The following is a 17,342-nucleotide window of genomic DNA, read 5'->3' on the forward strand; positions in this document are numbered from 1 at the left end:
TCGTCACCGGACATGGTCCGGGAAAGCCTCGATCATCATTCACACGGGTCCTGCAACGGCGTCACGGAAGCTCACGCTACCACCGGTAGATCAGGCTGCCGATGACCGTGGCCGGTGCGCCCCGATAGCAGAAGCCGGCTTGGCAGGTGAAGTAGTCGCGGTCGAGGACATTGTTGGCGTTCACCTGCGCACGGAAGCCCTTATACTTGGGATCGAGGGCGGCAAAGTCGTAGGCGAGCAGCGCGTCGAACAGCGTCACGGTCGGGTTACGGACCGTGTTCTCGTCATTGGCGAAGCTGTTGGCGTTGAAGCGGAGGCCGCCTCCGAGCGTCAGTCCGCGCAAAGCCGAGCCCGGTGGGAACAGGTAGGTCAGGAAGCCGGTGAACGTATCTCCCGGAATGCCGGAGAGGGCGTTGCCGTCCAGGGACTGGCCCGCGAACGAGGTCTGGCTGAGATAGCGCAGGTCGAGATGGGTGTAGGCGAGGGTCAGGTTGGTGCCGGGCGCGAAGTTGGCGATCGCCTCCATCTCGAAGCCTCGCGACTCGACGGCGCCCGTCGCCACCTGGAAGGCGACGTTGTTCGGGTCCGTGCGCAGCACGCTGCTCTGGACGATGTCGAAGCCGGCAAATCCCGCCTGGATGTTCGTGCCCGGAATCAGGTACTTGATGCCCGCCTCGATCTGATCGCCGGTCGCCGGCTTGAAGGCGCGCCCGGCGACATCGACGCCCGGCTGCGGCGCGAAGGTGGTCGCGTAGCTGGCATAGGGCACCAGCCCAGGGGCCAGGAGATAGTTGAGACCGACGCGGCCAGTGAAGGCCTGGTCGTTCTGCTCGGTCGCAGCGGCGGCTGTGGTTGTACTCTGGGACACCCAGTCGTAGCGGCCGGTCAGTGTGAGCACGAAACGGTCGAACTTGGCCTGCTCCTGCAGGTACAGCCCGACCTGATCCTGGCTCTGCGCGGTGCGGGGCCCCAGCACCGGCGCCAGGATCGGTTGCTGACCGTAATTGCGCGTGACGAGGTTGAGATCGGGGGCCGCGCCGAAGCCGAAGCGGTAATTGAAATCGGAGTGCGCGTAGTCGAGCCCCGCCACCAGCGTGTGCTGGACCGGCCCGGTTGTGACATGTGCCTCGATCTGGTTGTCGAGGGTGAACTGGCTGAGGAACTGCCTGGAATATCCGGTCGACCGGCTCGCGCTCAGGCCGTCGGGGCTGAGGCCGGCAATCGACGCGTAGCGATAATCGTTGCTGATGTCGTAGAAGCGGAAGTTCTGCCGGAAGACCAGATCCGGATCGAAGCGGTGCTCGAACGCGTAGCCGACGCGGCCCTGCTGTTGCTTGAAGTCGTTGAAGGCCGGATCGCCCGAATAGGTGCGGGTCGGTCGCAGGTTCTGGTTGAAGAACGTCGTCGATCCCGGAAGCTTGGTTTCCTGGTACTCGCTCAGGAACGTGAAGGTCGTGTCGGCCGAGGGCTTCCAGGTAAAGGAAGGCGCGATGTAGCCCCGATCGTCGGAGCCCCCGGGGATGAAGGTGTCGGACTGCCGCTTGATGCCCGTGACGCGGTAGGCGAGCGTGCCACCGGTGCCTTCGACCGGGCCGCCGATATCGAAATTGCCCTGGTAGCGGTCGTAGTTGCCGACCTGCAGCTGGACCTCGCCAAAGGGCGTGAAGACCGGCCGTTTCGTGGTGACGTCGAGGATGCCGCCGGGCGAGCCGAGGCCGTAGAGTCCGGAGGCCGGTCCGCGCAGGATCGTGGCCGCCTCGATACCGTAGGGCTCGATGCGGGGCACCGTCAGACCCGACGCCACTTGGCGCAAGCCGTCGCGGAAGATGCCGTCATAGGTCAGACTGAAGCCGCGCACGAAGAACGAGTCGAAGCGCGGATCGAAGCCAAAGACGTTCGAGGAGACGCCGGCCACGTAGCCGATGGCCTCGTTGAGGGTCTGGACGTTGCGGTCGTTGAGCGCCTCGCGGGTGAGCACCGTGACCGATTGGGGCGTCTCGAGCAGCGGCGTGTTGGTCTTGGTCGCCGTGGGGCTGATGCGGGCGGTGTAACCGGTGACCCCGGAAGGGCCGCCCCCGCCGCCGCTGGTCGCCGCCGTACCACCATCCCCACCGCTGAGATTGGCCCCGCCCCCCAGCACGGGCGCAGGTGCCGTACCCTCGACCGTCAATTGGTTGAGCTGCACGCTCACTTCCTGTGCCGTCACAGGTCCCGTGAGGGCGGTCGTGGCAAGGAGCAGAGCGAAGAGCGGGGGGCGATGGGACATGGAGCACGCTGGTAGGCGCCTCAAGCGGCGCAGTGACAGTTCCATTGCTGTTGTTGCGCTGCAAGGCAAGGCGAAAACGTGATAGAAATCACACACTTAGAGCACTTCAAATCTAAAGTAATTCTAAGTTGATGCATGGCTGCTATGGCAAGAGCGCTTTCACAACGTCTTCGTTTCCACCTCAGCGAATGATCGAATGTCCGCCTCTGAACGGTGGGGCAACTGGCTTCAACGGCGAAGTCGTGTCGGATGCGGAACGTCCGCTTCTGGGTAGGCCGCCAAATTCTGGTCATGGCGCACAGAAGCGATGATGAATGCCCTTGTTGGGTGGAATTTTGCCAGTCCGTTTTGAAGAAACGAGATCTACGAAACGGACGTTCGCTTGAGAATGAAGATTATGGCCGGAGGCACTCTCGAAAATTGACCATATTAATATATTTTAGATTTAATTACTATACTTAAAAGTAAAGCGAAAATTTACAAACTAAACTTAGCGAATAACATGTAGCTTTCCATTATTCTTTAGTTTTGCTCGCCATGAATTATTCTCGACTAGTTCCCCGATCACTGAAGCAAGTACCTTCGCGACCCCCTCGCTCCCGCGACCGTTTAACGTGCGCTGAGAAACTACGACCGATAGCCGCCAAGAAGGTGTTGGATCTACGATTGGGATAGCGACCATCTCGCCTCGCGCGATCTCCGCAGATAAAGCGAAATGCGGCATAATCGCCGCGTACTTTTTCGACCGCACGAGCTCCGCGATGGCTGGCAGGCTCTCGCAATCGATTGCCGTCGGCGTGACCTCGTGGCGTGCGGCCAATTGCTCGATTACAACGCGAAGGATGTTCGGACGTCCAGGCAACACGAGCGGTAATGGCAGCCGGAAAACATCCCGGAACCCGATCTGATCCTGGCAGGCGATCGGGTGGCCCGAGGGCATGATGAGCATCAGGTCCTCGATCATCATTTCGGTCCAGGCCACATGCTCAAAAGCTTTGTGGTCGTAGAGTAGCGCTACGTCGAGGCGACCGGCCTGTATCCATTCGTCGAGGGTGCCGCTCATCGCCTCGACGATATGAAGCGTGATGTTCGGCAGCACCTTGGCGGTTTCCTCGTGGAGCGGCAGCGCCAGACCACGGCAGGCGGACGTCGGCAGGCCGATGGAGATGCGTCCGCTCGGGCTCGTCGCCTGGGAGCGTACGGTGTCCTTTGCCCGTTCGACTTCGTGCAGGATGCGGCGGGCATGTTCGTAGAATGTCAGGCCCTGTTCGGTTGGCGTGACGCCGCGAGCGTGGCGGAAGAGCAACTCAGCGCCAAGTTCGTTTTCGAGATTTCGAATCTGCTGACTGAGCGACGGCTGGGCCACGCCCAGAACTTCGGCCGCGCGGGAGACATTCCCACTCTCCGCAATCTGCACGAAGTACCGAAGCTGACGAAGATCCATGCATGCTCGCTTTCACGCAAGAGATCCGCAAATTTTGAGGCGCGCGTCAAATGCTATGCCAGGAGGCAATATGCCTATCCTATGGGCATAGATAAGATATTTCCGTATTTAATTCAACAGGTTATTTCCAATATACCTCGATTTCTATTGCCTATCGATAGTGCCGATAGTTTTTTCCTATAGTGAGTATCGGAAATCGGTCTTTGATCATCGCCGCCTCGAGTGACCAATCTCATAGGTGTTCGGGGTGGAGCGAGCGCTATCCAGCGGCGCATATCTGGTAATCGGAGAGTTTTGCATGACGGCGCAGAGATACTTGTGCAGCCTCGTCCTGGCTGCTCCGATCGCCCTTGGCGTGCCGACGTCCGTGCTAGCGCAGCAAGAATCCTGCATCGGGAATTCCGCAGCCATCACGGGTCCCGCAGCCTTCGGCGGTCAAGCCATCAGGATGGGCGCCGAAATCGCCATCGAAGAGATCAACGCCAAGGGCGGCGTACTGGGTAAGCCGCTGCGTTTCGTCCAGTACGACGATGCCGGGGCACCGCCCCGCGGCGTCGACAACACCCGCCGCATCGCCCTGGCGGACAAGTGCGTGGTAATCCTCGGTGGCTATCACTCTACCGTATCGGTCGCGCAGGTCGAGCCGGTGCACGCGCTTGGTATCCCGTTCGTCGGCGTGCTTGCCGCGAACACGCAGGCAATCGAGAACGGCCGCAGCCCGAACTACATGTTTCGGGTCTCGGCTAAGGACAAATGGGTCGCTCGATTCCTGGTCGAGCAGGCTGCGAAGGTCTCGAAAACCGGCAAGATCGCGTTCTTCTACGAGAATACCGGCTGGGGCAACGGCGCACTGCCCGACGTCAAGGACGCCGTCGCGAAGGCCGGCAAGCAACTCGTTGCGACAGAAACCTTCAACTGGAACGATCAGGACATGACCCCGCAGGCAATCCGCGCGCGGGATGCCGGCGCGGACGTGGCTCTATTCTGGGCCCTCGACCGCGAGGGCAACCAGATCCTGCGCTCGATGGACAAGGTCGGGTACAAGCCGACGATCATCGGTGCCTGGGGCATCGCCGGTAATCTCGGTGAGCTTGCCGGGCCGCTCGCCAACGGCGTCGAGGTCGTGCAGACCTACAGCTTCATGGGCGATCTCGACCCGAAGGGCCAGGCGCTCTGGCACAAGATCCAGGCCAAGTACGGCTTGAAGGATCCCGCGCAGATCAAGATGGGCTCTGGCGTGGCTAACGCCTACGACGCGGTCTTCATCGTCGCCAAGGCGATCGAGAAGGCCGGCGCCTACGATTGGAAAAAGGTTCGCGAGGGGTTGTACGGCGTCAGCCATGACGGGCTGGTCGCCAAGTATGCCCCGGCCTTCGACGCCTCGGACCCCGAGCGCCAGGACGCAATTCTGCCGCGCGACTACAAGCTCACCGTTTGGTCCGACGGCAAGCTGCTGCCGATCGCGCAAACTCCGTACGGCAAGGCGAACTGAGCGGGGGGCGGACCGGCGCTTCGTTGCCGGTCGACCCACGCTGCGATGGGCGGGAAGCGGATCATGACGACGGCGCTGCAATACACCCTCTCGGGCCTCGCCATCGGCGGGATCTACGCCCTGGTGGCGCTCGGCTTCCATATCATGTGGTCCGCCGCCAGGGCCGTAAACTTCGCCCATGGCGACACCCTGATGCTGGGCGCCGTGCTCGCGGTGCTCGGCGTCGATGCCGGTCTGCCCCTGCCGCTCGCCTGTCTGCTCGCCATCGCCGCCGGAGGGGTCTTCGGTGTCGTGCTGGAGCGCTTCGCGGTGCGGCCCTTCACGGGCACGAACGCCTCGATCGGCTGGATGCTCACCACCATCGCGGTGGGCATCATGATTGAGGCGCTGGCGACGATGCAGTTCGGCGGCTTCTCGCGCCCGCTGCCCTCGCCGGGGGTCGCGAAGCCCATCACAATCTGGGGGGCGGGCATCTATCCGCAGGAACTCCTGATCCCGGTCGTCGCCGTGGCGGCGATGATCGGCTTCCGCCTGCTTCAGAAGCGGACCCTGGTCGGGCGCGCCATGCAGGCCGTGGCGCACAACCGACAGGCAGCCTCCCTCATGGGCATCGACGTCAACCGCATCGTGATGCTGTCGTTCGGGCTCGCCGCCCTGTTCGGCGCCGGGGCCGGGGTGCTGGTCGCGCCGGTCATCCAGGTCTCCGCCACGATGGGCGTGCTGCTCGGCCTGAAGGGCTTCGCGGTCGCGATCATCGGCGGCATCACCAGCGCGCCCGGCGTCGTCGTGGCCGGCCTGATCTTCGGCGTCATGGAGAAATTCGTCGAAGGATACGTCTCGACGGCGGCCCGCGAGATCGTCGGCTTCGGTTCGATGATCGTCGTCCTTCTCGCCTTTCCTCAGGGCCTGTTCGGCAAGCGGGAAATCTTCAAGGTATGAACGCACTCTTCCGCCTCGGCTTCGCGCTCCTCGCGCTGACCCTAGTCGCCGTCCCCCTGACGGCCGGCAACGAGTACGAGCTCCGGCTCTTCATGCTCTTCCTGATCTACGGGATCATCGCCGTCGGCCTGAACGTACTCGTCGGGCTCACCGGCCTCGTCTCCCTCGGTCAGGCCGGCCTGTTCGCGCTCGGCGCCTACACAGGCGGCATCCTGGCGACCCGGTTCGGCTTCGACATCCTGTTCGCCAGCCTCGGGGCGGCCGTGGTGTCCGGCCTGTTCGGTGTCCTCCTGGCCTATCCCACGGTCCGGGTTCGGGGCGTCTATCTCGCGGTGGTGACCATCGCCTTCGGCCTCATCGTCGAGAACGTCGCGATCGAGTGGCAGTCGCTGACCGGCGGCACCACGGGCCTGAGCGGCATCCCGGGCCCCAACATCCTCGGTTTCCCGCTGACGGGCTACGCCTTCTACGGGGTTCTCGCCGTCACCCTGTTCGCCGTCACCCTGCTTGCCCATCACCTCAAGTGGTCGGCCTATGGCCGCGCCATGCTGGCGGTTTCCCAGAGCGAGACCGCGGCGCGCAGCCTCGGCGTCAACGTGACGGCGATCCGCACCCTGGCCTTCGTGGTGGCAGCCATGACCGCCGGAATCGCCGGCAGCTTCTATGCGTTCCTCAACGCCTACATCTCGCCGGACATCTTCACCTTCTCGGATTCGATCCGCTTCCTGCTGATGGTCATCCTCGGCGGTGCAGCCTCGACGTTCGGTCCCGTCATCGGCGCGGCCGTCTTGACCTACCTTCCGGAGCTGCTGCAGCAATTCGCCGAGTGGCAGAAATTCGCCTACGGGGCGCTCCTCCTCCTCGTGATGTTCGGCCTGCCGCGAGGCATTCTCGGCACCTTGAGCAAGCTGTCGGGCCGTCTGCGGCCGGTGGCGCGCGGCATCGATCCGCGTGAGGGAACCCCGGCAGCCGAGTTCCTGCGGGACGGTGCGCGTGGATCGGCCGAACTGGTGACGGACGGTCTGACCGTGCGCTTCGGCGGGTTGACGGCGCTGTCGGCGGCCTCGGTCCGAGTCGGACCCGGTGAGATCCATGCCCTCATCGGTCCGAACGGTGCCGGCAAGTCGACCTTCGTCAACACGATCTCGGGCTTCTACGGTCCGACCGAAGGTTCGTTCAGCCTCGATGGCATCCCGCTCGCGGGCCGCAAGCCGCATCGGATCGCCCGGCTCGGCCTCGCCCGCACCTTCCAGAACACCGAGCTGTTCGGCGAGATGAGCGTGCTTGAGAACGTCATGGTCGGGGTCGAGCAACGCCGGCGCTACGGCTTGGCCGGCGCCCTCCTGCGGACCCCCGGCTTCCGGCGCGAGGAGGACGCATGCCGCCGTGCCGCAATCGGCCTCTTGGACCTCGTCGGATTGGCCGAATACGCCAACGAAGCCGCGCGCTTCCTGCCGTTCGGCCACCAGCGCCGCCTGGAGATCGCCAGGGCCCTCGCCGCCCGGCCCCGCCTGCTTCTGCTGGACGAGCCGGCCGCCGGCCTCACCAGCGGGGAGATCGACGACCTGGAGCTCATGATCCGGAAGATTGCCGTCCTGGACGTCTCGATCCTGCTGATCGAGCATCACGTTGACCTGATCATGGCGGTGGCCGACACCGTGACGGTGCTGGATTACGGTCAGATCATCGCCAGCGCATCGCCCTCCGTCGTCCAGGCCGATCCTCGGGTGATCGAGGCCTATTTCGGCAGCCCTCTGGTGCAAGCATCCGTGACGGAGGCCGCATGAGCATTCCCGACCCCCTACTCTCCGTCGAGGGTCTCGAGGTCCGCTACGGCGCCGCCACGGCCCTGCGCGCGGCGAGCCTCTCGGTCCGGCCCGGCCAGCTCGTCGCGGTGATCGGCAACAACGGTGCCGGAAAGACCTCGCTGATGCGTGGCCTCACCGGCCTCGTCCGGCCTGCCGCCGGGCGGGTGATGTTCAAGGGCGAGGACACGACGCGCCTGGCCGCCCACGCCAAGGTCGCGCGCGGGCTCGTGATGGTGCCCGAGGGCCGGATGCTGTTTCCCGACCAGAGCGTCGAAGACAATCTGATCCTCGGGGCCTACGTCCACGGCGGGTTGAAGCGGCCCGAGGCCAAACGCAACCTGGAACGGTCCCTGACCCTGTTTCCGCGCCTGCGCGAGCGCCTTCAGCAACCGGCCGGCAGCATGTCGGGCGGCGAGCAGCAGATGCTCGCCATCGCCCGCGGCCTGATGACGGAGCCGGACCTCCTCGTCATCGACGAACTCTCCCTCGGCCTCGCGCCGAAGATCGTCGAACAGCTCATCGGCATCCTGCGCGATCTCAACCGCCAGGGCCTCAGCATTCTTCTCGTCGAGCAGCTTGCCTCGTACGCCCTCGCCATCGCGGACTACGCCTACGTGGTGGCGCATGGGAATGTCGAGCGCGAAGGGCCCAGCGCCGTCCTGGTGCGGGACCCGGATGTCATGGCGGCGTTCCTCGGCAAGAAGAAAGCAGCCTGATCCCGGGGCGGCCAGCCCCGCGATACGGTCGACAGAGACGCGCTCCGGTCCGCATCAGAGCGCGAAAGATCCCCCACGTCCCATTCGGAGGACAAGCCATGCCCCAACGCGTCGTCGACCTGAGCCTCCTGATCGAGGATAACATGCCGGCCCACAAGCTGTTTCAGCGGCCGGTCATCACGACACATATGAGCCATGAGAGTTCGAAGGCGCTCAACCTCGGCGTCCCCGGCGACGCGATGACGTTCCAGACCAACTTCATCGCGATGCTCGACCACGTCGGCACCCACGTGGACGCGTTTCGCCACGTGAACCCGAACGGTGCGGCCGTGGACGAGATGCCGCTCGAAATGTTCATGGGCAAGGCGGTGTGCTTCGACCTGCGCCACATCCCGGATCTCGGCGACATCACGGTGGCCGACATGGAGGCGGCCGAGGAACGATGCGGCGTCAGGGTCGACGGTCACATCGTGCTGCTCTGCACCGGTTTCCACGCGCGCAACTACCCGAGCCTGGATTCCGTCTGGAAGAACCCGCTGCTGACGGCGGACGCCACGCGATGGCTTCACGCGCGCGGCTCGAAGATGCACGGCGTCGAGGGTCCCTCGACGGACAAGCCGAGCGACGACATCTTCGCCCAGCACCGGCTCTGTCGCGAACTCGGCATGAGCCATTGGGAATGGCTGGTGAACCTCGAGGAACTCGTCGGACAGGGCGTGGTGCAGTTCTTCGGGGTTCCGCTGAAGTTCAAGGGCGGCTCCGGCTCGCCGGTGCGGGCCTTCGCGATCCTCGACGCCTGATCCCGCCGCCGGAGCCACGAATTTCGTGGGCTTCGGCCCCGGCATCGGTTTTCGAACCGAGGCGCCGTTCCGCAGCTACCTCGCCCGGAGAATCGTGATGAGCGATTTCGACTTCATGAGCGCGCTGGACATGAGGCGCCTCGTGGCGACCCGGCAGGTCTCACCGGTCGAGCTGACCGAGCGGGCCCTGAGCCGGGCCGAGGCCACCCAGTCCAGCCTGAACGCCTTCTTCGTGCTGATGCCGGAGGAAGCCCGCGCCGCCGCCCGGCAGGCGGAGGCGGCGGTGATGCAGGGGGGAGCGCTCGGCCTGCTGCACGGTCTGCCGGTGTCGGTGAAGGACCTGATCGCCATCGCGGGCCAACCCTTCGCCTCGGGCTCCCGGGCGATGGCGGGCAATGTCGCCGCTGTCGATGCCCCTTCGGTGGAGCGCCTGAGGCGGCACGGGGCCGTCATCATCGGCAAGACCACGACCAGCGAGTTCGGCTGCAAGCCGGTTGGGGACTCGCCCCTGACCGGGATCACCCGTCACCCCTGGGATCTCGCCAAAACCCCCGGCGGATCGAGCGCCGGGGCCGCGGCGTCGGTCGCGGCCGGCATCACCCCATTCGCGCTCGGCACCGACGGTGGGGGCTCGCTCCGGATCCCCGCCGCGCTCACGGGTCTCGTCGGTCTCAAGGCGCAGTTCGGACGCGTCCCCGTCTGGCCGACCTCCGCAACCCCGACGCTCGCCCATGTCGGCGCGCTGGCCCGGTCCGTCGGGGATGCGGCGCTGCTCACCACGGCCGTGGCCGGCCACGACCCACGGGACCCGTTCTCAGTCGCCGGCCCGGTTCCGGATCTCCTCGGAGCGGTCCAGTCTTCCGTCGCCGGCCTTCGCATCGCCTGGAGCCCGACGCTCGGCTACGCCCGGCCGGACCGGAACGTGGTCGAGATCGCCCGCGCTGCCGCGATGGCGCTGGCCGACCAAGGCGCCGTCGTCGAGGAGGTCGAGACCGTGTTCGACGGCGATCCTGGCAATCTTTGGACGGCTGAGTTCTATGCCGGCGTCGGCACGCGCCTGCGCGGCGTCCTGGAGAAGCAGCGCGATCTCCTCGACCCGGCCGTGGCGGACGTGCTCGATGCCGCCCTCGCGCAGGAGATGCGGGCCTATTACGAGAGCGTGTTCCGGCGCTACGCGCTTCGCGATGCTATGGTTCGCTTCTTCGACCGCTACGACGTGCTGCTCTCGCCGACCGTGCCGATCTCGTCGCTCGCGGCCGGATGCGATCTGCCGGCACGGTTGTCGGACCGCAGCCTCGTCACCTGGGTGTTCTATACCTATCCGTTCAATCTCACGGGACAGCCGGCCGCCTCGGTCTGCGCGGGCCTGGACGCGGACGGAATGCCGGTGGGTCTCCAGATCGTCGGCCGCAGCCTCGGTGAGATGGACGTGGTCCGGGCGGCGGCGGCGATCGAGCGTACCAAGCCTCGGGGCTACAACCTCAAGCAGCCGGTCGTCTGATCAAGCCGTGTCGGTAGCCCCGATCAGGGAGCCGCCTCCCTGCGGAATGTCCCGCAATCTTGCGTGCGCACTGCAGCCTTGTCCGCCGAACGCCTCGAGGATTGATGCAATGGAGCCGATCGACTTCCACCGGTTGTTCCGTGCCCCCCTTTATAGCGAAGCTGTTGGCACCGTGGTGTCAGCAGCTTTGGTGCATCCTGTCAGTTTCCAATTTCGAGCCAACTCTGAACGGCGGCCGACCAATGACCATTTTTGGTAAGCCACATCGATCTTCTGTATCCTGAGTTGGTTCGGAGGCGGAACGTCTACACCTGTACAATGGGTCGTGGTCTGCTTCCCACTCCGAGCCGAAGTTGGCGGAGGGCTCAGGAACGGCCGCTTTGGAGAATCTCCGAGGGCGGTGCGGATGGCTGGCATGGGTCGCGAGCCGTCCGTCCGCTTCCCGGCAGAGAGCTAAAGCCTGCTTCCCACCCAGTCCGGTCTTTGACGCTTGTCGTGCGATTGTCGGACGGGGGAACATCTCGGATCGGGCGCCGCGCTTTCACGGATACGAACGCGTGCCTACATTGTCCTTGTGCCCGTCCTCCTAGCGCTTAGCGCTATCCTCCTGTTCGTTCTGGTATTCGGCCCCCAATGGTGGGTGCGCCGGGCGATGCAGCAACACGCCACCGAGCGGCCGGATTTGCCTGGAACCGGCGGCGAACTCGCCCGCCATCTCCTCGATCTGGCGCGGCTGGAGCACGTCCTCGTCGAGATCGCGCCAGCCGACCACTACGATCCGGTCGCGAACGTTGTGCGGCTATCGCCGGAAAACCATGATGGCCGCTCGATCACGGCGGTCGCGGTCGCGGCACACGAGGTTGCCCATGCGCTGCAGCACGCGGCGGGGGACCGACTTCTCGCAGCGCGGGTGAGGTTCGCCCCGGTTGTGCAGGGCTTCGAGTTCGCCGCGGCCGTGGTGATGATGACCGCGCCCGTGGTGCTCGCCTTCGTTCATTCGCCTGTCCTGCTCGTCCTGCAGGTGGGTATCGGCATGGCGCTCCTTGGCGTCCGCCTCCTCTTCCACTTCCTGACGCTACCTGTCGAACTCGATGCGAGCTTCCGCCGGGCCCTGCCCATCCTGGAGACGGGTCGCTTCCTTGACGCCAGCGACATGCCTGGTGCCCGCACCGTACTGCGCGCCGCCGCCCTCACATACGTGGCCTCATCACTCGTTGCGCTCGTGAACATTGCCCGCTTTCGGCGGCTCCTCCCGTTCTAAAACCTCCGAGGCGAGCGTCTGATTTCTCTGCCGCGCTTACTTGGAAGCGCACCATCTCTTTCCGGTCAGACCCAATCCGCTGCTTGGCGCCCTTATAGGACGGTGGGGAACTGGGTGCGGCGGCCTGCAGTAGGCCGCCGCGATGTTGGTTAGATGTCAGTCTGCTCGGACATAAGCAGCGCGTCGTCTGCCTCGATACCGAGGTAGCGCACCGTGCTCTCCAGCTTGGTGTGGCCGAGCAGCAGCTGACAGGCACGAAGGTTGCCCGTCCGCCGGTAGATTAGCGCGACCTTCGTCCGACGCAGGCTGTGCGTACCGTACCCCGCCGGGTCGAGGCCGATCAGGGTTACCCATTCGTCGACGAGCCGACCATACTGGCGCGTCGTCAGGTGCTCGCCCGGGCGGCTGCGACTTGGGAACAGCCAATCACTCGCACGAAGCCCCCGCAGCTTGAGCCAGGCAGTCAGCGTCTCACGGGTGGTTTCGGTCAGCTCGAACGGGACGGGTCGTCCAGTTTTTTGCTGGACGATGGTGGTGCGCAGGCGGACGCCGTCGCCAAGATGGACGTCTGCCACGCGCAAGCGGACGAGGTCGCAGCCACGTAGCTTGCTGTCGATGGCAGTATTGAACAAGGCAAGGTCGCGAGTGCGGCCCTCGTGCTGCAGCCGGGTGCGGATCGCCCAGATATGCTTTGGCTTGAACGGCGGTTTGGGACCGATGAGGCGGCCAAGGTTCTAGGGTTGGCGGGTGGTGTCGTTGGTCGAAGGCATGATGGAACTCCGTTTGAGGAGCCATCAGCATCTCACTGCGATCCGGCTACACCGCAGCTTCGCGCCTATAGCTGTCGCTCGAACCAGGCTAGCAACATCCTGGCAGAAGACACGGCGGCGCGACCGCGCGTCTTCTCGCGCACTGTCACCCACTGCTCCCCGGAATGCCCTTGTCCGCTAGCGCGATCGCCCATAGCTCCTGATCATGACTGCGATCCCGTTCGACAACAGCTACGTCCGCTTGCCGGACCGCTTCTTCGCCCGCCGCGCCCCAACACCCGTCGCAGCCCCGCGCCTGATCCACATGAATGGCGATCTGGCGGCGAACCTCGGCGTCGACCCGGATTGGCTCGCTGGCCCCGCCGGGGTGGAAATGCTCGCCGGTAACAGCGTCCCGGAAGGCGCCGATCCGATCGCAGCGGCTTACGCCGGGCACCAGTTCGGAAACTTCGTGCCGAAGCTCGGTGACGGGCGCGCCGTCCTGCTCGGAGAGGTCATCCACCGTGACGGGCAGCGCCGTGACATCCAGCTCAAGGGCGCGGGCCCGACCCCGTTCTCCCGCCGCGGCGACGGCCGGGCGGCGCTCGGGCCGGTGCTGCGCGAGTATCTCGTGAGCGAGGCCATGGCCGCGCTCGGCATCCCCACCACCCGGGCGCTGGCGGCGGTCGCTACCGGCGAGCGCGTCGTGCGCGAGACCCGGCTGCCCGGGGCCGTGCTCGCACGCGTGGCGGCCAGCCACATCCGGGTCGGAACCTTCCAATACTTCGCCGCCCGGGGCGACGTCGAGGCGGTGCGGGCGCTCGCCGACCACGTCCTCGCCCGGCACTATCCTGAGGCCTCCTCCGTCGAGCACCCGTACCGGGCGCTGCTCGACGGCGTCGTTGCCCGCCAAGCCGACCTCGTGGCGGCCTGGCTCCTCGTCGGCTTCGTCCACGGGGTGATGAACACCGACAACATGTCGGTGGCCGGCGAGACGATCGACTACGGCCCCTGCGCCTTCCTCGACGCCTACGACCCGCACACGACCTTCAGCTCGATCGACGCGCACGGGCGCTACGCCTACGGCCAGCAGCCGGGGATCGCCCTGTGGAACCTGACCCGTCTGGCCGAGACCCTTCTGCCGCTGCTCGCCGAGGACGAAGAAGCGGCGGTCGAGGCGGCCGAGGCGGCGCTCGCCAGGTTCGGTCCAGGCTTCGAGGCGGCGTATCACGGTGGTCTCGCGCGCAAGCTGGGGCTTCCCGCATACCGGGACGGCGACGCCGCGCTCACGGATGATCTGCTCGCGCAGATGGCGGCGAATAGAGCGGACTTCACCCTGACCTTCCGCCGCCTGTGCGATGCGGCCGAGCGGCCGCAGGCGGACGCGGGGGTGCGTGACCTTTTCGTTGACCCCACCAAGTACGACGCCTGGGCCGTGCGTTGGCGGGAGCGGCTGGCCAACGAGGGACGAAACCCCGCGGCGACGGCGACGGCGATGCGCGCGGTCAACCCGGCGTTCATCCCGCGCAACCACCACGTCGAGGCAATGATCGCGGCGGCGGTCGAGCGAAGCGACTTCGGCCCCTTCGAGGAGCTGTTGGCGGTACTGTCGCGACCCTACGACGACCAGCCCGCCCACGCCCGCTACGCTGAGGTGCCCGAGAGCGGTGGAGCGGACTACCGCACGTTCTGCGGCACCTAAACGCCCGCCGGCCTCCGAATCACCCCACGATCGTCACCCGACCCTATGTTTCGGAAGCCAGCTCCTGTGGAAGCCCGGCGGGACCCGGTGCTCAAGACGGACTTTGCCGACCGGCGGCGCCACTACCCGCGCGCCATGTGTCCGCTTGACCGAGTGAGAATGTCTGCTTCAGGGATTCAGGGTCGGAAGCCTGAACGATCAAGTCGGGTCGCATGCGGAACGTCTGTTTTGGGTAGAGGCCGTGTGAGAACGCCGACCGCTTAGGCTTGAGTCGTCCGTTGGGAGCCGCGGGGCAGGTCGAACTGGCGAGCCTCAGGCCCGGATCGCCTCCATCAGCGGACCGACCCCGAAGATCTGGATCATCCGCTTCATGTTGTAGGCCAGAACCTGCAGGCTCATCTCTGTTCTGACCTTGGCCAAGGTCCGGGTCAGGAAGTGGGTCGCTCCCATCCAGGCCTTCAGCGTGCCGAACGGGTGCTCGACGGTCTGGCGACGGATCTTCATCGCGTCCGGCATCCGGTCGAGCCGTGCCTGCATCGCGTCGAGGACGCCCTCGTGCACCCAGCGTTTGACACGCCGCGTCTCCGTCGGCGTGCAGCGGGGCCTGAGCGCGCAATCGAGACAGGCCGTCAGGTTGCGGTAGTGATCCATCGCGTCGCCCTCGGCCCGGCGATCGGACCGGGCCGGCCCCTTGGTCAGGTGCTGGCCGGCGGGACAAGTGTAGTGATCCTGTTTGGCGTCGTAGACGAAGTCCTGTCCCGTGAAGAGGCCACGCTTGGCATGGCCCGAGGTCAGGGTCTTGGGCACACAGGGCAGCACGCCGGTGCCTTCGCAGGCCAGCACCGGCTCCCCGCTGAGGTAGCCCCGGTCGGCCAGCACCGTGAGCGTGGCGCATCCCGTCGCCTCTTGCGCCAGGAGTCCCATCGGTGCGAGTTGCGCCCGGTCGCTGCCGACGTTGGTCACGGCGTGGGCCACGATCAGGTGATGCTCGGCATCGACCGCGGCCTGGACGTTGTAGCCGACCATGCCGGTGCCCTTGCCGCTGGTCGCCATGGAGCGTGCGTCGGGATCGGTCAGCGAGACCTGGCCGTCGGGGGCGGCCTCGACTTGCCGGCCCATCGCCTGCAGAGCCTGCATCTGCTCGCGCAGGCCCGCGATCTTCTCGTTGAGCCGCGTCGTGCGCGCCTCGGCGATGTCGCTCGGCTCGCGGTCGGCCCGATCCAGTGCCGCGAGGTAGCGGCCGATGCTCGCCTCGACCTGCGCCAGCCGGGCTTCGACCTTGGCGGCAGTGAAGTTCTTGTCGCGGTTTTTGACCGCCTTGAACTTGCTGCCGTCGACCGCGACGACGGCCTTGCTGAACAGGTTCAGCCGGCGGCACAGCACCACGAACTGCGCGCAGGCGGCCTGGATGGCCGGGCCGTTGTCCTTACGGAAGTCGGCCAGCGTCTTGAAGTCGGGCATCAGCCGGCCGGTGAGCCAGATCAGCTCGATGTTGCGCTGGCTCTCGCGTTCGAGCCGGCGGCTCGACGGCACGCGGTTGAGGTAGCCGTAGAGATAGATCTTGAGCAGCGTTGCCGGATGGTAGGCCGGACGACCCGTGGCCTCCGGCACCGCGCCCGAGAAGCCCAGCGCGCTCAGATCGAGTTCATCGACGAACACTTCGACGAGGCGAACCGGGTTGTCGGCAGTGATGTAGTCGTCCAGGCAGTCGGGAAGGAGCGTGATCTGCTGACGATCCTCGCCTGCGATGAAGCGCTTCATCCCAACCTCCTCAGATCGGAAATTACTCTACCAGATCAGCACGTTTTCACACAGCCTGGGTAGGTGACCGACTTCCGCCGATGGCGCAAACGAGCACTATTTGCGGCATAGGGCTTGTGCACGGCGCTATGGCGCTGTGCTCGGATCGACGAGCCCTATCTGCTCAGAACAGTGTGCCGGGATTTTTCGGGGCACTGCCTTCGGTCTGTGATTTGGCCTGTGCCGCCGACGCTGATGCTGAAGCTTGTTCACGTAAGGCGATTGAGGCTTGCCGTTGGAGCACCATCTCTTCCAGCTTCTGTGCTGTCCTTGACGGATCGCTGGCGCGGCCCTCCGAGGCAGAGCGTCCACTCCCATCGCTCGTCTTTGGAGCCGACGAAGATGCAGATGCGCCAGGCGATGCTGCGTTCTGGGGCCTGCTTATCGATGGCGTAGTGACTGTCTGATTTGTAGCGGATGCGGGTGGAACGTTGCGGTGTGGATAGGTCGAAGTCACGTTCAGCGCCAGAGCGGACGGTGTTGGAGGATTTGCATTAACGGCGGTCGCTGGTCGGAAGGTTGGGAGTACGACAGCCGGTGCTGTAGGGACCGCTGATGGGCCGGGTGTTGGTTTAGTTTGGGGGGCGGCCGACGTCGGCGTGGTACCCTGGACTACTGTCTGTTGCGTTTGCTCCGTCTGCTTCGGCGTCCGCTCCATAGTCGGGACTACCTTCTTGCCCCTCGCCTTCGTTGTCAGCTTTTTGTCGCAAGTGGCGAGGTAGCGTCTCAGCTTTGGTGCGTCCATCTGAATGCCGCCGAGCTTGATGCACGTCGCGATTTGCTCGTACGAGTAGCCGGCCTTGGAGAGTTCCCGAATCATTATCGCTAGTTCTCCCACGGCGCTGACAAGAGTGATTGTCTCGG

Annotated in this window: 12 protein-coding genes; 8 read left to right on the forward strand and 4 right to left on the reverse strand. The window is 65.3% G+C overall.

Going from position 1 to position 17,342, the window contains the following annotated elements; translation table 11 throughout:
- Nucleotides 1-76: 76 nt before the first annotated feature.
- Both FPV16_RS20380 and FPV16_RS20385 read right to left on the reverse strand, forming a co-directional pair.
- On the reverse strand, nucleotides 77-2,266 hold the full coding sequence (locus FPV16_RS20380) for a TonB-dependent siderophore receptor (RefSeq protein WP_227440183.1): 2,190 nt from the start codon (nucleotides 2,264-2,266) through the stop codon (nucleotides 77-79).
- 490 nt (nucleotides 2,267-2,756) lie between these two features.
- Entirely contained in the window at nucleotides 2,757-3,710 is a 954-nt protein-coding gene (locus FPV16_RS20385; protein WP_227440184.1) for a LysR family transcriptional regulator, read from the reverse strand.
- Nucleotides 3,711-4,008: 298 nt separating this feature from the next.
- Here FPV16_RS20385 and FPV16_RS20390 point away from each other — a divergent pair, with 298 nt between their 5' ends.
- The 7 genes from FPV16_RS20390 to FPV16_RS20420 all read left to right on the forward strand — a co-directional run bounded on the left by FPV16_RS20390 (nucleotide 4,009) and on the right by FPV16_RS20420 (nucleotide 12,227).
- Complete coding sequence (locus FPV16_RS20390) at nucleotides 4,009-5,202, forward strand: ABC transporter substrate-binding protein (RefSeq protein WP_147831429.1); 1,194 nt, start codon at nucleotides 4,009-4,011, stop codon at nucleotides 5,200-5,202.
- 63 nt (nucleotides 5,203-5,265) lie between these two features.
- Nucleotides 5,266-6,141 carry a branched-chain amino acid ABC transporter permease gene (locus FPV16_RS20395; protein ID WP_056452627.1) on the forward strand — a complete coding sequence of 292 codons (876 nt, stop codon included), beginning with the start codon at nucleotides 5,266-5,268 and terminating at the stop codon, nucleotides 6,139-6,141.
- Nucleotides 6,138-7,928 (forward strand): ABC transporter permease subunit, encoded by a 1,791-nt coding sequence (locus FPV16_RS20400; protein WP_227440185.1) that lies wholly within the window; start codon nucleotides 6,138-6,140, stop codon nucleotides 7,926-7,928. The genes FPV16_RS20395 and FPV16_RS20400 overlap by 4 nt, the downstream gene beginning before the upstream one ends.
- Nucleotides 7,925-8,665 carry an ABC transporter ATP-binding protein gene (locus tag FPV16_RS20405; protein ID WP_227440186.1) on the forward strand — a complete coding sequence of 247 codons (741 nt, stop codon included), beginning with the start codon at nucleotides 7,925-7,927 and terminating at the stop codon, nucleotides 8,663-8,665. Before FPV16_RS20400 ends, FPV16_RS20405 begins: the two co-directional genes overlap by 4 nt.
- Before the next feature lie 98 nt (nucleotides 8,666-8,763).
- Entirely contained in the window at nucleotides 8,764-9,465 is a 702-nt protein-coding gene (locus FPV16_RS20410; protein WP_227440187.1) for a cyclase family protein, read from the forward strand.
- 94 nt (nucleotides 9,466-9,559) lie between these two features.
- Complete coding sequence (locus FPV16_RS20415) at nucleotides 9,560-10,966, forward strand: amidase family protein (protein ID WP_227440193.1); 1,407 nt, start codon at nucleotides 9,560-9,562, stop codon at nucleotides 10,964-10,966.
- Between the two features lie 574 nt (nucleotides 10,967-11,540).
- Nucleotides 11,541-12,227: a zinc metallopeptidase gene (locus tag FPV16_RS20420; protein ID WP_227440188.1), complete on the forward strand. Its 687-nt coding sequence runs from the start codon at nucleotides 11,541-11,543 to the stop codon at nucleotides 12,225-12,227.
- 149 nt (nucleotides 12,228-12,376) lie between these two features.
- Here the strand turns inward: FPV16_RS20420 and FPV16_RS20425 are convergent, their stop codons facing one another.
- A complete protein-coding gene (locus FPV16_RS20425) occupies nucleotides 12,377-12,946 on the reverse strand; it encodes a tyrosine-type recombinase/integrase (protein WP_227440194.1) in 570 nt (189 codons plus the stop codon).
- Nucleotides 12,947-13,202: 256 nt separating this feature from the next.
- Between FPV16_RS20425 and FPV16_RS20430 the strand changes: the two genes are divergently transcribed.
- A complete protein-coding gene (locus FPV16_RS20430) occupies nucleotides 13,203-14,678 on the forward strand; it encodes a protein adenylyltransferase SelO (RefSeq protein ID WP_227440189.1) in 1,476 nt (491 codons plus the stop codon).
- A 312-nt stretch (nucleotides 14,679-14,990) separates the two neighbouring features.
- On the opposite strand, the gene FPV16_RS20435 is transcribed toward FPV16_RS20430, so the two are convergent.
- Nucleotides 14,991-16,439 carry an IS1182 family transposase gene (locus FPV16_RS20435; RefSeq protein WP_227440190.1) on the reverse strand — a complete coding sequence of 483 codons (1,449 nt, stop codon included), beginning with the start codon at nucleotides 16,437-16,439 and terminating at the stop codon, nucleotides 14,991-14,993.
- Between the last annotated feature and the right edge of the window lie 903 nt (nucleotides 16,440-17,342).

Source organism: Methylobacterium sp. W2 (assembly GCF_020662345.1).
Classification (GTDB): Bacteria; Pseudomonadota; Alphaproteobacteria; order Rhizobiales; family Beijerinckiaceae; genus Methylobacterium.

What these genes read in the sequence shown, in the direction of transcription:
- FPV16_RS20380 (WP_227440183.1), bottom strand. Translation starts at nt 2,266, where the DNA reads ATGTCCCATCGCCCCCCGCTCTTCGCTCTGCTCCTTGCCACGACCGCC.
- FPV16_RS20385 (WP_227440184.1), bottom strand. Translation starts at nt 3,710, where the DNA reads ATGGATCTTCGTCAGCTTCGGTACTTCGTGCAGATTGCGGAGAGTGGG.
- FPV16_RS20390 (WP_147831429.1), top strand. Translation starts at nt 4,009, where the DNA reads ATGACGGCGCAGAGATACTTGTGCAGCCTCGTCCTGGCTGCTCCGATC.
- FPV16_RS20395 (WP_056452627.1), top strand. Translation starts at nt 5,266, where the DNA reads ATGACGACGGCGCTGCAATACACCCTCTCGGGCCTCGCCATCGGCGGG.
- FPV16_RS20400 (WP_227440185.1), top strand. Translation starts at nt 6,138, where the DNA reads ATGAACGCACTCTTCCGCCTCGGCTTCGCGCTCCTCGCGCTGACCCTA.
- FPV16_RS20405 (WP_227440186.1), top strand. Translation starts at nt 7,925, where the DNA reads ATGAGCATTCCCGACCCCCTACTCTCCGTCGAGGGTCTCGAGGTCCGC.
- FPV16_RS20410 (WP_227440187.1), top strand. Translation starts at nt 8,764, where the DNA reads ATGCCCCAACGCGTCGTCGACCTGAGCCTCCTGATCGAGGATAACATG.
- FPV16_RS20430 (WP_227440189.1), top strand. Translation starts at nt 13,203, where the DNA reads ATGACTGCGATCCCGTTCGACAACAGCTACGTCCGCTTGCCGGACCGC.
- FPV16_RS20435 (WP_227440190.1), bottom strand. Translation starts at nt 16,439, where the DNA reads ATGAAGCGCTTCATCGCAGGCGAGGATCGTCAGCAGATCACGCTCCTT.